At 71.9% G+C, this 14,766-nt stretch carries 14 protein-coding genes and 1 pseudogene; 8 read left to right on the plus strand and 7 right to left on the minus strand.

The window, feature by feature from the left end; all coding sequences use genetic code 11:
- Position 1: 1 nt before the first annotated feature.
- Positions 2-559, plus strand: a pseudogene (locus QCD66_RS00940) (deoxyribodipyrimidine photo-lyase); the annotation flags it as partial.
- Between the two features lie 113 nt (positions 560-672).
- Here the strand turns inward: QCD66_RS00940 and QCD66_RS00945 are convergent.
- Positions 673-1,752 carry a serine hydrolase domain-containing protein gene (locus tag QCD66_RS00945; protein WP_375732695.1) on the minus strand — a complete coding sequence of 360 codons (1,080 nt, stop codon included), beginning with the start codon at positions 1,750-1,752 and terminating at the stop codon, positions 673-675.
- Positions 1,753-1,947: 195 nt separating this feature from the next.
- Between QCD66_RS00945 and QCD66_RS00950 the strand changes: the two genes are divergently transcribed.
- The 6 genes from QCD66_RS00950 to QCD66_RS00975 all read left to right on the plus strand — a co-directional run bounded on the left by QCD66_RS00950 (position 1,948) and on the right by QCD66_RS00975 (position 9,698).
- Positions 1,948-3,309 carry a dihydrolipoyl dehydrogenase family protein gene (locus QCD66_RS00950; protein WP_375732696.1) on the plus strand — a complete coding sequence of 454 codons (1,362 nt, stop codon included), beginning with the start codon at positions 1,948-1,950 and terminating at the stop codon, positions 3,307-3,309.
- Positions 3,310-3,406: 97 nt separating this feature from the next.
- The gene (locus QCD66_RS00955) at positions 3,407-4,417 is read left to right on the plus strand and encodes a LacI family DNA-binding transcriptional regulator (RefSeq protein ID WP_212824650.1); all 1,011 of its coding nucleotides are present in this window, start codon (positions 3,407-3,409) and stop codon (positions 4,415-4,417) included.
- Positions 4,418-4,653: 236 nt separating this feature from the next.
- On the plus strand, positions 4,654-6,006 hold the full coding sequence (locus QCD66_RS00960) for an ABC transporter substrate-binding protein (RefSeq protein WP_375732697.1): 1,353 nt from the start codon (positions 4,654-4,656) through the stop codon (positions 6,004-6,006).
- A gap of 83 nt (positions 6,007-6,089) precedes the next feature.
- Positions 6,090-7,001 (plus strand): sugar ABC transporter permease, encoded by a 912-nt coding sequence (locus QCD66_RS00965; RefSeq protein WP_357542313.1) that lies wholly within the window; start codon positions 6,090-6,092, stop codon positions 6,999-7,001.
- 10 nt (positions 7,002-7,011) lie between these two features.
- Positions 7,012-7,983, plus strand: a complete 972-nt coding sequence (locus tag QCD66_RS00970) for a carbohydrate ABC transporter permease (protein WP_364220925.1) — start codon at positions 7,012-7,014, stop codon at positions 7,981-7,983.
- Between the two features lie 98 nt (positions 7,984-8,081).
- The gene (locus tag QCD66_RS00975; RefSeq protein ID WP_375732698.1) at positions 8,082-9,698 is read left to right on the plus strand and encodes an alpha-amylase family glycosyl hydrolase; all 1,617 of its coding nucleotides are present in this window, start codon (positions 8,082-8,084) and stop codon (positions 9,696-9,698) included.
- Positions 9,699-9,943: 245 nt separating this feature from the next.
- Here the strand turns inward: QCD66_RS00975 and QCD66_RS00980 are convergent, their stop codons facing one another.
- The gene (locus QCD66_RS00980) at positions 9,944-11,005 is read right to left on the minus strand and encodes an NAD-dependent epimerase/dehydratase family protein (RefSeq protein ID WP_375732699.1); all 1,062 of its coding nucleotides are present in this window, start codon (positions 11,003-11,005) and stop codon (positions 9,944-9,946) included.
- Between the two features lie 102 nt (positions 11,006-11,107).
- Here QCD66_RS00980 and QCD66_RS00985 point away from each other — a divergent pair, with 102 nt between their 5' ends.
- Entirely contained in the window at positions 11,108-11,959 is an 852-nt protein-coding gene (locus QCD66_RS00985) for a Rieske 2Fe-2S domain-containing protein (RefSeq protein WP_375732700.1), read from the plus strand.
- A gap of 23 nt (positions 11,960-11,982) precedes the next feature.
- Here the strand turns inward: QCD66_RS00985 and QCD66_RS00990 are convergent, their stop codons facing one another.
- From QCD66_RS00990 to QCD66_RS01010, 5 genes are all read right to left on the minus strand, one after another.
- Positions 11,983-12,999, minus strand: coding sequence for a LysM peptidoglycan-binding domain-containing protein (locus tag QCD66_RS00990; RefSeq protein WP_375732701.1), 1,017 nt, complete (start codon positions 12,997-12,999; stop codon positions 11,983-11,985).
- 38 nt (positions 13,000-13,037) lie between these two features.
- The gene (locus tag QCD66_RS00995; RefSeq protein ID WP_375732702.1) at positions 13,038-13,472 is read right to left on the minus strand and encodes a hypothetical protein; all 435 of its coding nucleotides are present in this window, start codon (positions 13,470-13,472) and stop codon (positions 13,038-13,040) included.
- A complete protein-coding gene (locus tag QCD66_RS01000) occupies positions 13,469-13,954 on the minus strand; it encodes a TadE/TadG family type IV pilus assembly protein (protein WP_364220943.1) in 486 nt (161 codons plus the stop codon). The genes QCD66_RS00995 and QCD66_RS01000 overlap by 4 nt, the downstream gene beginning before the upstream one ends.
- Positions 13,951-14,415 (minus strand): TadE/TadG family type IV pilus assembly protein, encoded by a 465-nt coding sequence (locus tag QCD66_RS01005; protein WP_375732703.1) that lies wholly within the window; start codon positions 14,413-14,415, stop codon positions 13,951-13,953. The genes QCD66_RS01000 and QCD66_RS01005 overlap by 4 nt, the downstream gene beginning before the upstream one ends.
- Before the next feature lie 87 nt (positions 14,416-14,502).
- Entirely contained in the window at positions 14,503-14,733 is a 231-nt protein-coding gene (locus QCD66_RS01010; RefSeq protein WP_364220949.1) for a hypothetical protein, read from the minus strand.
- Between the last annotated feature and the right edge of the window lie 33 nt (positions 14,734-14,766).

Here is a 14,766-nt window from a genome sequence, read left to right on the forward strand (position 1 = left end):
GATGCGTACGGCGATCGTCCTTTTCACCCGCGACCTCCGGGTCCACGACCAACCGGCGCTGGCCGCCGCCTGCGCCAACGCCGAGCGGGTGGTGCCGCTCTTCGTGCTCGACCCGACCCTCGCCGGCCGCTCGCCCAACCGGGACCGGTTCCTCGCGCAGAGCCTCGCCGACCTGCGCGGCTCGCTGCGCGAGCGGGGCGGTGACCTGGTCCTGCGGCACGGTGACCCGGTCGCCGAGACGATCCGGCTGGCCGCCGAGACCGGCGCCGAGGGCATCGCCGTCTCCGCCGACGTCAGCCGCTGTGCCCGGCGCCGGGAGAGCCGGCTGCGCGCCGAGGCCGAGCGGCACCGGCTGTCGCTGCGGCTCTTCCCCGGACTGACCGTCGTCGACCCCGGGGCGGTCACCCCGGCCGGCGGCGACCACTACAAGGTCTTCACGCCGTACTTCCGCGCCTGGGCGGCCAGCCGGTGGCGCGACGAGGTGGCCACGCCGGCGACGGTGCCGCTCCCGTCCGGGGTCGCGGTCGGTCGGCTGCCCGCCCTGCCCGCCGGGGAGTCCGCCGCTGGGTCCCCGAGCTGGGCCCCCCAAGATCCGCGTGATCAGGGACTGAATCGCGCGGGTCGCCGGCGTGTCGGCCGCCAAACTCCCTGATCACGCGGATCTTGCGGTGGTCACAGGCAGCCGATCACCGCCTCGGCCAGGGCGTCGACCCGGTCGAAGTCGGCCAGGTGGCGGGTGACGTAGGCGAAGGCGAACCCGTGCCCCGGATCGGCGAAGCCGACACTCCCGCCGACACCACCCATGCCCCACTCGCCGTCGTCGACCTGCATCCCCAGCGACCAGCGCACCGGCCGGCCGAGCAGCAGGTCCGGACCGTCGTACTGGACCCGGAGCAGCTCCGCGACGGTGTCCGGGCCGAACAGCCGTACGCCGTCCAGCGTGCCGCCGGCCAGCAGCCCGGCGTAGCACCGGGCGACCCCCGCCGCCGTCGCGTGCAGGTTGACCGCCGGCACCTCGGCGGCCCGCCACAGTGGACTGTTCACCACCCCCGGATCGAGGGCGCCGGCCGGGTTGCCCAACCCGAGCCGCCGCAGCGAACCCGGCGCACCGAGCACCGTCGCCGCCCAGTCCGGCCGGCCGTACCCGACGTCGGCGCACCGCCGCTGGTCGGTCGGGGACAGGCCGAAGGCCAGGTCGAGCCGCCACGGCCCGGCGATCTCGTCGGCCAGGAACCGGCCGACCGACCGGCCGTCGACGCGACGTACCAGCTCACCGACCAGATGCCCGTACGTCAACGCGTGCTCGGCCGCGGCCGTACCCGGAACCCAGCGGGGCTCGGCGGCGGCCAGGTCGGCGGTGAGCAGCGCCCAGTCGGCGTACGCCTCCGCCGGCCTGGGCACCGGGAACGCCGGCAGGCCGGCGGTGTGCGCGAGCACGTGCCGGACGGTCGCCCCGGCGGTGAACTCCGACCAGTGCCGGGCGACCGGGTCGTCGAGCCCGACCAGCCCTCGGTCGACGAGCAGCAGCAGGCAGAGCGCGGCGAACGGCTTGCTGACCGAATAGACGTTGACCAGGGTGTCGGCGGTCCAGGGCTGCCCGCGCCCGGGGTCGCGCCAGCCGCCGGTGAGGTCGACCACCAGCCGGCCGTCGTGCCACACGGCGACGCCGGCACCCGTTTCCGCGCCCGATTCGAGCAGGCCGGCGAACACGTCCCGCACCGCGGCGAACCGCTGATCCACCCGTCCGTCCATCCGGCAGACGCTACGACCGGACGTACCGGCCGGCCACGCCATTTCCCCGCCGGCCGGGCCCGCCGCCCCCGGGCGCCGGTCCCGGTCCGCGTCGCAAGATCGTGGTGATCAGGGAGTACGGACCACGACCCGCCGACGACACGCGCGACATGATCCCTGATCACGGGGATCTTGGCGGGGTGGGATGCTGGCCGGATGGGTGAACCGGCAGTCGTGGACGTCGTTGTACTCGGGCTCGGTGTCGGTGGCGAGGAAGTGGCCGGCCGGCTGGCCGGGGCCGGGCTGTCCGTCGTCGGCGTCGAAAGCCGGCTCGTCGGCGGGGAGTGTCCCTACTGGGGCTGCGTGCCGAGCAAGATGATGATCCGGGCCGCCAACGCGCTCGCCGAGGCGCGGCGGGTCGACGACCTGGCCGGCCGGGCGACGGTGACCCCCGACTGGGCGCCGGTGGCCCGGCGGATCCGCGAGGACGCGACCGACCACTGGAACGACGCGGCGGCCGCCGACCGGCTGACCGGCAAGGGCGTACGGCTGGTCCGTGGCCGGGGCACGCTGACCGGTCCCGGCCAGGTGACGGTCGGCGACGACGTCTTCCGGGCCACCCGGGGAATCGTGATCGCCACCGGCACCGCCGCCTCGGTGCCGCCGATCGAAGGGCTTCGGGACACGCCGTACTGGACCAACCGGGAGGCGATCGAGGTCGAGCGGCTGCCGGGCTCGCTGATCGTGCTCGGCGGCGGGGCGATCGGGCTGGAACTCGCCCAGGTCTTCGCCCGGTTCGGCGTACGGGTCACCGTGGTCGAGGCGAACCCGCGGCTGCTCGCGGTGGAGGAGCCGGAGTCGTCGGAACTCCTGGCGGACGCGTTGCGGCGCGACGGCGTCGAGATCCGCACCGGGGTACGCGTCGAGCGGGTCGGTCACGGCGCCGACGGGTTCACCGTGCACCTGGCCGGGGCGGAGCCGGTGACCGGGGAGAGGTTGCTGGTGGCGACGGGCCGCCAGGCGCGACTGGGCGAACTGGGGCTGCCCGCGGTGGGGCTCGACCCGGACGCGCGCTTCCTGACCGTCGACGACCGGATGCGGGTTGGCGAGGGCATCTGGGCGGTCGGCGATGTCGCCGGCCACGGGGCGTTCACCCACATGGCGATGTACGGGGCGGGGATCGCGATCCGCGACATCCTCGGCCAGGACGGCCCGCCGGCCGACTACCGGGCGCTGCCCCGGGTCACGTTCACCGACCCGGAGGTCGGCGCGGTCGGCCTCACCGAGGCGCAGGCCCGCGAGCGGGGGATCGACGTACGGGTGGGGTTCAATCCGCTGTCGAACTCGACGCGCGGCTGGATCAACCGGTCGGACGGCTTCGTCAAGCTGGTCGCCGACGCGGAGCGGGGGGTGCTGGTCGGCGGCACGTCCGCCGGCCCGTCGGGTGGTGAGGTGCTCAGCGGGCTGCTCGTGGCCGTGCACGGCGAGGTGCCGGTGGAGCGGCTGCGTAGCATGATCTACACCTATCCGACCTTCCATCGGGCCATCGAGGGGGCGCTGCCGGACCTCGGTCGGTGACGGGGACTGCGCGGATTTGTCGCTTGCGCGTCGCTTCTTGCGCAGCTCGACAACACCCGGTGCAATTTTTGCAAAAGATTGACGTACGATTGCGGCCGTGACGAGACGACTCACCGAGGTTGCCAAGAAAGCCCGGGTCAGCGAGGCGACGGTGAGCCGTGTGCTCAACGGTCGCGAGGGCGTGTCCGACGCCACCCGTACGGCGGTGCTGACCGCGCTGGACGTCCTCGGCTACGAACGGCCGACCAAGCTGCGCGGCGAGCGCGCCCGGCTGGTCGGCCTGGTACTGCCCGAGCTGCAGAACCCGATCTTCCCGGCGCTGGCCGAGGTGGTGACCGGCTCGCTGGCCCAGCGCGGCTTCACCCCGGCGCTCTGCGCCCGCACCATCGGCGGCGTGTCCGAGATGGACTATGTCGAGATGCTGCTGGACCACCAGGTGTCCGGGGTGATCTTCGCCGGTGGTCTCTACGCGCTGGCCGACGCGAAACACGACCACTACCGCCGGCTGACCGACCGTGGCCTGCCGGTAGTGCTGGTCAACGCCGGGGTCGACGAACTGGGCTTCCCGACCGTCTCGACCGACGACGCGGTCGCGGTCGAGCAGGCGTACGGGCACCTGCGCTCGCTCGGGCACGAGCGGGTGGGTCTCGTCCTCGGTCCCGAGGACCACGTGCCGTCCCGGCGCAAGCTCGCCGCGATGGTCGCGGCGGCCGGCTGGGCCGGGCAGCCGGAGGAGACCGAGAACGTGGCCCGGTCGAGCTTCTCGATGGAGGGGGCCCGGGTCGCCGCGTCGAAACTCATCGACCGTGGGGTGACCGGAATCGTCTGTGCCAGTGACGTGCTGGCACTCGGCACGATCCGCGCCGCGCGCCGGATGGGCCGCCGGGTGCCGGAGGACGTCTCGGTGGTCGGGTTCGACGACTCGGCGTTCATGACCTGCACCGACCCGCCGCTGACCACCGTGCGCCAGCCGATCGAGACGATGGGGCAGGCCGCGGTGGACCTGCTCGTCACCCAGATCGAGGGGGTCGGGGTGACCACCGACGAGCTGCTGTTCGAGCCGGAACTGGTGGTACGCGGCTCGACCGCGCCGGTGCCCGGCCGGTGAGGTTGCCGCAGGACTGAATATCTGGACGAAGAGGGGCGGACCGCTACGGTCCGCCCCTCTTTGCGTGCCTGGGCCGACGCTCCCAAGATCAGTCGCAGATTTTCTGAACACAGTCGACTTCTTGCGCTAGTGAGTACGCCTTTGTATCGTCATCGCCACGAAACACGGCACTTCCGAGAGCCGCGTCACACCCACCACCGATTCCGCATGCCCAACCCCAGGAAGGGTGTCCGTCCATGAACAGATCCAGGCTGCGCAGCGCCGTCGGGCTGCTGCTCGTCGCCGGGGTCGGACTGTCCGCCGCGGCCTGCGGCGGCGACGACGACAAGCCGGCCGACGGCAAGGTCACCATCACGGTCAACGGCCTGCCCCCGGCCACCGAAGCCGCCAACCACGCCCGGTTCCTCGAAATGGTCGCCGAGTTCGAGAAGCAGAACCCCGACATCGACATCGACGCCCGCGAGGGCAAGATGGACCCGCAGACGTTCTCCGCGAAGCTCGCCGGCGGCCAGCTCGAAGACGTCTTCTACGTCTACTTCACCGACCCGGCCAACCTGATCGCCAAGCGCCAGGTCGCCGACATCTCGAAGTACACCGGGGAGTTCCCGGCCGTCGCCCAGATCAAGCCCGAGCTGATGAAGATCTTCTCGGACGCGGACGGCAAGGTCTACGGACTGCCCTACAAGAACTATTCGCTGGGCCTGCTCTACAACCGGGCTCTGTTCACCAAGGCCGGCCTCGACCCCGACAACCCGCCGAAGACCTGGGCCGAGGTCCGCACCGCCGCCCAGAAGATCGCCGCCCTCGGCGACGGGCACGTCGGCTACGGCGACTACAGCAAGAGCAACACCGGCGGCTGGCACTTCACCGCCGAGATCTACTCCGTCGGCGGTGACGTCGCCGTCAACGAGGGCGGCACCTGGAAGGCCGCGTTCAACAACGACCAGGGGCGGCAGGTTCTCCAGCAGCTCAAGGACATGCGCTGGACCGACAAGAGCATGGGCGAGCGGCAGCTTCTGGAATGGGCCGACCTGCTCCAGATGATGGGCGCCGGCAAGCTCGGCATGTACGTCGCGACCGCCGACAACATCCCCACGATCGTCAACCAGTACAAGGGCAACTTCGCCGACTACGGCCTCGGCCCGATCCCGGACGGGAAGGGCACCCTCGGCGGCGGCGAAGGCTACATGTTCAACGCCAAGGCCACCCCGGAGAAGATCCGCGCCGGCCTGAAGTGGCTGACCTTCTGGTTCAACAACCCCGACCGGATCGCGGCGGAGAACCAGTGGGCCGCGGAGAACAAGAACGTCGTCGGCCTGCCCGAGCCGGCGATCTGGACCGGCGCCGCCGCCCAGAAGCAGGCCGAGGCCGACAAGCAGTACGCCAACGTCCCGCAGGAGAACTACGCGCCGTTCATCAGCGCCGCGCCGGGCGTCCCGGTCAAGCTCGAACCGCCGAACGCGCAGCAGATCTACGCGGTGCTCGACGTCGCGATGCAGAAGGTCCTCACCGACGCCAACGCCGACATCAACGCGCTGCTCACCGACGCCGAGAAGCAGGTCAACACGATTCTCGCCACGGTCCAGTAGGCCCCGGGCCGCCGCCACGAACCGCCGTGGCGGCGGCCCCACCGGCGAACCGACGGCACCGACAATCAACGAAAGGTCGTCCGATGGCGGTCATCGAGGCCGGACTCCGCGACTCGCGACGCGCCCGGCTCCGCCGGAAGGTCCAGGACAACCTCCTGGCGTACGCCTTCATGGCGGCCGGCATCGCCTGCTTCGCGCTCTTCTCGTGGTACCCGCTGGTACGGGGCGTGGTGCTCAGCTTCCAGCAGGTCAACTTCGTCACCGACCCGTACTGGGTGGGGCTGGACAACTTCGAGGCCCTGTTCGCCGACCCGCTCTTCTGGACGGCCTGGAAGAACACCATCGTCTTCACCGGCCTGGCGCTGGTCTTCGGGTATCTCGTACCGCTGGCGATCGCGGTGCTGCTCAACGAGTTGCGGCACTTCAAAGGCTTCTTCCGGGTGGCCGTCTACCTCCCGGTGATGCTGCCGCCGATCGTCGTCGTACTGCTCTTCAAGTACTTCTACGACCCCGGCAACGGCCTGTTCAACACCATCCTGCGCGGCGTCGGCCTGCCCGAATCGCAGTGGACCCAGTCGTCGAGCACCGCCATGATCTCGCTGGTCCTGGTGTCGACCTGGGCCAACCTGGGCGGCGCCACGCTGATGTACCTCGCCGCGCTACAGGGCATCCCCGGCGAACTCTACGAGGCCGCCGAACTCGATGGCGCCACCATCTGGCAGCGGCTGCGCCACATCACCATCCCGCAGTTGCGGTTCATCATGCTCGTCCTGCTGCTGATGCAGATCATCGCGACGATGCAGGTCTTCATCGAACCGTTCCAGCTCACCGGCACCACCAACCCCGACACCGTCACGGTGATGGTGCTGATCTACCGCTACGCCTTCACCGTCAACAACGACTTCGGGCTGGCCGCGGCCATGAGCGTGCTGCTCTTCGTCGTACTGGGCGCCTTCTCCGCGCTCTACCTCCGGCTCACCCGTACCGCGGAATGAGGGGCCCGCCATGACGATCACCGCTCCGTCCCGGCCACCGCTGCCGAAGCTCGCCGGCCCGGCGCCGGGCCGGCGACCGTCCCGCCCGGCCGGCGACCGCGGCGCAGGCCGGACCCTGATCTCCGACACCGAGCTGCGCCGGACGCGCGGCAAGGTCGTCTACTTCAGCGTCCTGACCGTCGTCACCATCCTGTTCAGCCTGGTCTTCCTGTTCCCGCTCTACTGGATGGTCACCGGGGCGGTGAAGGAACCGGCCGAGTTCGCCCTCACCCCGCCCACGTTCGTCCCCGAGACGTTCGAGCCGCAGAACTACGCGCTGGCGTGGGACCGGATGAACATCGCCCGCTACTTCGGCAACACCGTCTTCTACGCCGTCGGCGGCTGGCTGATCCAGCTCGTCGTCGACGTCGGCGTGGCGTACGCGCTGTCGAAGCTGCGGCCGATCTTCGGCAAGCTGGTGCTCGGGCTGATGCTGGCCAGCCTGATGCTGCCGGCGGCGGCGCTGCTCATCCCCGCCTACCTGACCGTCACCGACGTACCGATCTTCGGGGTCAACCTGCTCAACACCCCGTGGGCGCTCTGGCTGCCGGCGGCCGCGAACGCGTTCAACATCTACGTACTCAAGCGGTTCTTCGACCAGATCCCGAACGACCTGCTCGACTCGGCCAGCCTCGACGGCGCCGGCCGGCTACGGGTGCTGTGGCACATCGTGCTGCCGCTGTCCCGACCGGTGCTCGGGGTCGTGTCGATCTTCGCGATCATCGGCATCTGGAAGGACTTCCTCTGGCCGCTGCTGGTCCTGCAGGACACCGAGGTCCAGACCATCAGCGTCGCGCTCAGCCGGCTGTCCAACACCAGCCAGGTGCCGCCCACCGAGATGATGGCCGGCCTGGTGATCGCCAGCATTCCGATGATCGTCATCTTCCTGATCTTCCAGCGCAGCATCATCGGCGGACTCTCCGCCGGATCGATGAAGGGCTGAGCAAGACCCCCATCCGTGGCGGTCGCCGACGACCGCCTGGCCGACCGTGCTCGGACGAGCCCGGCGACCGTACCGCCGAACTGAGAAAGCAGGTGCCCGTGTCCACAGCAGACGGCGACCCGTGGTGGCGCGGCGCGGTGATCTACCAGGTCTATCCGCGCAGCTTCGCCGATGGCGGTGGCGACGGTGTCGGCGACATCGCCGGCATCCGTGCCCACCTGGACCACCTGTCCGCGCTCGGCGTCGACGCGATCTGGCTGAGCCCGTGGTATCCGTCACCGATGGCCGACGCCGGCTACGACGTGTCGGACTACCGCGACATCGACCCGATCTTCGGCACCCTGGCCGAGGCCGAGGCGCTCATCAGGGAAGCACACGCCGCGAACATCCGGATCATCGTCGACGTGGTGCCCAACCACTGCTCCGACGCGCACCCGTGGTTCCAGGCGGCGCTCGCCGGCGGGCCGGACGCACCCGAGCGTGACCTCTTCTGGTTCCGGCCAGGGCGCGGCCCTAACGGCGACGAGCCGCCCAACAACTGGCGCTCGGAGTTCGGCGGTGGCACCTGGACCCGCACCACGGACCCCGACGGCAGCCCCGGCGACTGGTACCTGCACCTCTTCAGCCCCGAACAGCCGGACCTCAACTGGGACCACCCGAAGGTCCGGGCCGAATTCGAGAGCATCCTGCGCTTCTGGCTCGACCGCGGGGTCGACGGCGTCCGGATCGACTCGGCCGCCCTGCTGCTCAAGGACCCGGCCCTGCCCGACCACCACGCCGACCGACCCAGCCCGTACGTCGACCTCGACGAGGTCCACGACGTCTACCGGTCCTGGCGGCGGATCACCGACGAGTACCCCGGTGACCGGATCCTGATCGGCGAGGTGTGGCTGCCCGACACCCGCCGGTTCGCCAACTACCTGCGCCCCGACGAACTTCACACCGCGTTCAACTTCGAGTTCCTCGGCTGCGCCTGGGACCCGGACCTCCTGCGTGCCTGTGTCGACGCCACCCTGGACGCGCACGCCCTGGTCGGCGCGCCCGCCACCTGGGTGCTGTCCAACCACGACGTGACCAGGCACGTCACCCGTTACGGCCGGGAGGACACCACGTTCAGCTTCGCCACCAAACGCCACGGCGTGGTCACCGACCTCGAACTCGGCACCCGCCGGGCCCGCGCCGGCGCGCTGCTGACCCTGTCGCTGCCCGGCGCCACCTACGTCTACCAGGGCGAGGAGTTGGGGCTGTGGGAGGTCGAGGACATTCCGGAGGCGCTGCGCCAGGACCCGATGTGGGCCCGGTCCGGGCACGGGCGCGACGGCTGCCGGGTGCCGCTGCCGTGGTCCGGCGACGCCGCGCCGTTCGGGTTCAGCCCGGCCGGCGCCACCAGTCCGCCCTGGCTGCCGCAACCGGCGGACTGGAAGGACCGCACCGTGCAGGCCCAGACCGGCGACCCGCACTCGATGCTGGAGCTCTACCGCGACGCGATCCGGATCCGGCGCGCCGAGCCCAGCCTCGGTGACGGCGGCCTGCGCTGGCTGCCGTCGCCCGATGGCGTGCTCGCCTTCGCCCGCGACCCCGGATTCGCCTGCGTGGTCAACCTATCCACCGGCTCGGTCGTGCTGCCCGAGCACCGCTCGTGCCTGCTGGCCAGCGGTCCGCTGGACGGCGAACTGCTGCCACCGGACACGGCCGTCTGGCTGCGGATCGACTGAGCCGGCCGCGCCGGCCGCAGACCCGTCGCCGCCGGGGGCGACGAGCCGTGGTCGGCGGCACTCGCCGAAGGGACCCGGTCAGGTGCCGCCGACCACGGCAGACCCGCAAGATCCCCGTGATCAGGGATCAAGTCGGGCGTGTCGTCGGTGTGTCTTGCGACAAGTCCCCTGATCACGGGGATCTTGCGGCCAGCGGGCTGCGGCCAGCGGGCTGCGGCCAGCGGGCTTTGGTCACGGGGCTTCGGTCACGCCGGGTTGCCGTGGCCGGGCAGCCCCGTCGCCAGCCGCCGGCCCGCCGGCCGCAGCGCGGCGCTCGGCATACCCGCACCCGACGCCATCCCCGCCAGCAACTCGCGCAACGTCGCCCGCGCGTCGTGCCGCGGCGTCCAGCCCAGCAGGTCGCCGGCCCGGGAACAGTCCATCAGCGGCGCCCCGGCGGCCAGGTCGATCCAACCCGGCTCGGTCGGCTGCAACCGGGCGTACCAGGTCAGCGCGGCCGCCGTACGCAGCACCGGCAGCGGCACCGGCACCGTACGGGCGCCCATCTCCGTGGCGAGCACCTTGCCGTCGAGCGGCGGCTCACCCGCGATGTTGAACGCCCCGGTCACCTCCCGGCGAAGAGCCATCAGGTACGCCTGCGCGGCGTCGTCGGCATGCACCGTCTGCGCGCGCAGGCGGCCGTTACGGGGTACGACCGGCACCCGCCCCGGGCGCAGCAGCCCCCGTGGCACCAGCGGCCCGACGAAGAACCGGCCGATCTCCGGGCCGGCCTCGCCCTGGAAGACCAGTGCGGTACGCATCCGTACCACCCGCAGCCGCGACCGTTCCCGCTCGAACTGGTCGAGCATCCGTTCGACCGCCACCTTGTCGGTGCTGTACGACGACCGGCGCACCCCGGTGGTCGGCCACGTCTCGTCGACACCACGGTCCTTCGGACCCGGCGCGTAGGCGCCGACCGACGACGCGTACACCAGCTTCGTCACCCCCGCGCGCAGCATCGCCTCCACCACGTGCCGGCTGCCGGTGATGTTCGTACGCCGCAACCGCCGCCGGTCGTGGCTCGGCTGGATCTGCCAGGCCAGGTGTACGACCGCGTCCACCCCCTCCAGCCGCGGGGCGAGCCGGTCCGCGGCCGAGCTGTCGCCGAGGTCCACGGCGTGCCAGTCGACACCGTCGTACGGCGTACCCGATCCCGGCTTCGGTGGGCGGCGGGCCAGGCCGACGACCTCGATGTCCGGTTCTGCCGCCAGGCGGCGCAAGAGAGCGGTTCCGACGTTTCCGGTGGCTCCGGTGATCGCGACTCGCATGTCCCTCACGTACCCCGGCGGCCCCTCGCCATGCCGGGACTCTCCGGGCGCGGGCCGGTCGGCCAGGGGTTTGGGCTGGTCGGCGAGGGGAAGCCGCCACCTGTGCGAGAACTCTTGAGCAGAATCGAGCGGGCGTCCCGGCTGGACCGGCTGGCCGACCCCATCCAGGAGCGGGTCCTGTCGATCCTGCGGCCCCGCCGCTTGCGCGACGCGCTACACGGGGTCTGGCTCGGCCACCCTCTGCACCCGGCCCTGGTCCAGGTGCCGATCGGGGCGTGGACGAGTGTTGCGGTACTCGATCTGCTGCGGGGCCAGCGCCGCGCCGCCACCATCCTGACCGGGGTCGGCGTCGGCGGCGCGCTGCCGGCCGTGGTCACCGGGCTCAACGACTGGGCCTCCCTGTCACCCGAACAGCGCCGGGTCGGCCTGGTCCACGCGGTCGCCAACCAGATCGCCCTGGTGCTCTACGCGGGTTCGTTCGCGGCCCGGCTCACCGGCCGGCACAACGTCGGCCGGGCCCTGGCATACCTCGGGTTCGCCTCCGCCAGTGGCGGCGCGTACCTCGGCGGGCACCTGGCCTACAAGCAGGCGGCCGGGGTCAACCAGGCGGTTCCGCAGCTGCACCTGATCAGCGACGGCTGGCATCCGGTCGCCGACCTTTCGTCGCTGCCCGAGGACCAGTTGGTCAGCCGGCTCATCGACGACGTACGGGTGCTCGTCTACCGCGACGGCGACGACATCACCGTCATGCTCGAACACTGCCCGCACCAGAACGGGCCGCTCAGCGAGGGCAGCCTGACCCGGATCGAGGGGCGGGCCTGCGTCGTCTGCCCCTGGCACGGCAGCACCTTCGAACTCGCCAACGGCGAGGCCGTGCACGGGCCGGCCGCGACCGACCAGCAGGTGCTGCGCTCCCGGGTGGTCGACGGCAGGGTCGAGGCGCAACTGCCCTGACCATCCCGGCCCCGTCCGGGCGGTCAGTCGCGGCGATGCCGTCCGCTGTCCGTCGAGTGGGCCTTGGCCGGCCGGCGGCGTAGCCCCATCAGCATGCCGATCTGGGCGCCGACGATGCTGGCCGCGGCGATCACCGCGGTCACCGCGAGCGGCCTGTTCGCCGTGTCCAGCCCACCCGGGCGGCCCGCCGCGCCACCCGCGAAGCTGGTGGTCGGCCGCTTCGTCGGGTTTTCGGCCGCTGGCGGCTGCTCGGATTCGGCCTGCTCCGGCGCTGGCGGTGACGCCGGGGTCGGGGCGGCGGCCGGGGGCGGCGTCGCCGGAACGGCCACCGCTCCGGTCGCATGCGTACGGGCCCCCCGGTCGACGGCGTGGTCCGGCAGCCGCAGCGTCTGGCCGGGCCGGATCCGGTCCGGGTCGCGGACCTCGTTGAGCGCCGCGATCTCCCGGTAGTCGGCGAAGTCGCCGAGGTAGCGGTCGGCGATGTGCCCCAGGTAGTCGCCGCGCTCCACCCGGTAGACCGCGGCCGACCGGTCGTTTCCGGCCGTCTCGACCACTGCCGGGCCGGGCGTGGTGACCGGCGGCGGAACCATCCACTGTGGAGCGGCGGTGGTCACCGTGGCGCTGGTGGTCGTGGGGCCGACGGTCGCCGCCGTCGCCGCAGGTGCGGCCACGACGACCATGGCCACCGAGCCGACCAGCGCGGCGGCGATCCGCTGCTGCCGCCGCATGCCGGGCAACCTGGGCGCGGGCCGGCGCAACGCCCGGGCCGGCAGTTCGACGAGCACGGACAGGGCGAAGGTCGCCCACCCCAGCCAGCCCACCACCGCCAGCGCCCGCAGGAACAACTGGCCGTCGTCGCGGCTGGTGAGGGCGTTGGAAACCTCGGCGAACGTCGGCAGATGGTCGGGCAGCGGGTTGCCGGCGACGGCGATCAGCGCCGCCGGTGCCCCGAAGAGTAAGGCGATCAGGACGACGAACGCCCCCAGGCCGGTCACCACCTGGCCGATCCGGCGCGGCGCGGAGACTCGGCGGCCGCTCATGGAATCTTCTCGCTGCGCTCGGTCACGGTACTGCCTCCCTACGGTTCCTCGGTCAGAAGCACGGCGGTGGCCTGGCCGGTGACCGTCCCCACGTCGGCGCCGAGGAAGGTGAGCATCACCGGCTGGTAGGTGAGCGTCACGATCACCCGCAGCCGGGTGCCGTCACCCGCCACCGGCTCCGCCGTCCCGGTGGCGGTGATGTTGTCGGGCAGGACGAACCCGTCGACGTACGCCTCGGCGGCCGCGACGGCCTCGTCGACGTCGACGACCTTGGCACCGCCGCCCACCGCCGCCGCCCGGTCGATCTGCTGCCCACCGGTGCGGGCCGCCTCGGCGGCGATGTTGTCGGCGAGCTGCTGGGTCCGGAGCCGGCCGACGCCGTCGACGACGAGGCCCACGATCAGCAGCACGGCACCGATGGCGACGGCGACGAACACGCTCACCCGCCCGCTGTCGGCCCGCATCCCACTCATCCGCGCCCCCGGTAACGGTCCACGGCGGAGGTGAAGGTCGCCTCGACCACCCGCGATCCGGGTACGTCGGCGGGCCGGGCCAGGTCGGCGAACGTCACCTCGCACGAGATCCTTACGGTCACCGACGCCGCCTCGCCGACGGTCTCCTCGTCGAACACCTCGGCGAACCCGACCGTGCCCCGGCCGGCGATCCAACCCGACAGCTGCACGTCGGGCTGGCCCACGCAGCGCAGTCCTTCCCAGTTCATCCGCTGCAGAACCGCGTCCCGGGACCGGTCGGCGGCCACCCCGGCGGTCCGCGAGATCGACGCCGCCCGCGCCGCGTCGTGCGCCGCCATCTGCAGGGTGCTCTGTGCGACGGCGGTCCGCCCGGCGATCGCGGCCAACACCATGAGCAGCAGAAAGGCCGGAGTGAGGATGGCGACCTCGACCGAGACCGATCCGCGGTCCGGTCTGCGGCGGGCGGGCCGTACGGGCGTCATTCGTCGGTGAACCGTTCGACGGTGCCGTGGGCGGTCTCCACGACAGTCAGATCGAGCCACGGCACGAGCGAGAGCGCCCGTCCCCGTACGGTGAACTCCACCCCGGCCGGGTCGCCGTCGTCGTACGTGATCACCGGCGGCTCGATGACCGCGTCGACCAGCCACTCACCGGACGGCTGGGCCAGGAACTGGGCGGCACGTTCCTGGCCGGCGCCCGGTTCGGCGTCGAGCATGCGCTGCGCGGTGACCGCCTGCTGGGCGGCGGCCAGCGCCGCCGACCGGGCGAGGAAGATCGCCGCCACCTGGATCGAGGCGAAGAGCAGTACGAGGATCGCCGGCACCAGGATGGCCAGCTCGATGGGGCTGGCACCCCGGTCGCCGCCCGAGTCCGTCAGCCGCTGCCGAAGCCGACTCCAGGCCCGGTTTCGGTCTTGCCCCGTGGCCGGACGCCGGATCGGCATCCCGGTCCGGTGCCGGGGCGTGGCGGGTCCGCGCCGGGGCGTGGTGGCGCCCCGGCGCGGACCGCTGCGTGACGGTGGAAGCACGGCTCAGGCGCCGTCTCCGACACCGGGGACGCCCGGCATGTTGGGGACATCGGTTTCCATGTACTGCTGGACCAGGCCGGTGGCCCAGATGAGTACCGCGACGCCGAGCACCGCGAGTCCGGCGATGATGATCGCGGTCGGCACCGGTCCGTCACCCCGGTCGCTTTCCTCGGGGCGGCGCAGCTCGGCCAGCCGCTGGGCGAGCCTGGCCTGCAGGTAGTAGAGGACGGCCATCGTCTTCCTCCAGTTTCGAGTTCGGGGGTTCGA

The sequence above is a fragment of the Polymorphospora sp. A560 genome (assembly GCF_045781765.1).
GTDB lineage: Bacteria > Actinomycetota > Actinomycetes > Mycobacteriales > Micromonosporaceae > Polymorphospora > Polymorphospora lycopeni.

Bases quoted from the DNA above. Each gene is read 5' to 3' on its own strand.
- QCD66_RS00945 (WP_375732695.1), bottom strand. From the start codon at position 1,752: ATGGACGGACGGGTGGATCAGCGGTTCGCCGCGGTGCGGGACGTGTTC.
- QCD66_RS00950 (WP_375732696.1), top strand. From the start codon at position 1,948: ATGGGTGAACCGGCAGTCGTGGACGTCGTTGTACTCGGGCTCGGTGTC.
- QCD66_RS00960 (WP_375732697.1), top strand. From the start codon at position 4,654: ATGAACAGATCCAGGCTGCGCAGCGCCGTCGGGCTGCTGCTCGTCGCC.
- QCD66_RS00965 (WP_357542313.1), top strand. From the start codon at position 6,090: ATGGCGGTCATCGAGGCCGGACTCCGCGACTCGCGACGCGCCCGGCTC.
- QCD66_RS00970 (WP_364220925.1), top strand. From the start codon at position 7,012: ATGACGATCACCGCTCCGTCCCGGCCACCGCTGCCGAAGCTCGCCGGC.
- QCD66_RS00980 (WP_375732699.1), bottom strand. From the start codon at position 11,005: ATGCGAGTCGCGATCACCGGAGCCACCGGAAACGTCGGAACCGCTCTC.
- QCD66_RS00990 (WP_375732701.1), bottom strand. From the start codon at position 12,999: ATGAGCGGCCGCCGAGTCTCCGCGCCGCGCCGGATCGGCCAGGTGGTG.
- QCD66_RS00995 (WP_375732702.1), bottom strand. From the start codon at position 13,472: ATGAGTGGGATGCGGGCCGACAGCGGGCGGGTGAGCGTGTTCGTCGCC.
- QCD66_RS01000 (WP_364220943.1), bottom strand. From the start codon at position 13,954: ATGACGCCCGTACGGCCCGCCCGCCGCAGACCGGACCGCGGATCGGTC.
- QCD66_RS01005 (WP_375732703.1), bottom strand. From the start codon at position 14,415: ATGCCGATCCGGCGTCCGGCCACGGGGCAAGACCGAAACCGGGCCTGG.
- QCD66_RS01010 (WP_364220949.1), bottom strand. From the start codon at position 14,733: ATGGCCGTCCTCTACTACCTGCAGGCCAGGCTCGCCCAGCGGCTGGCC.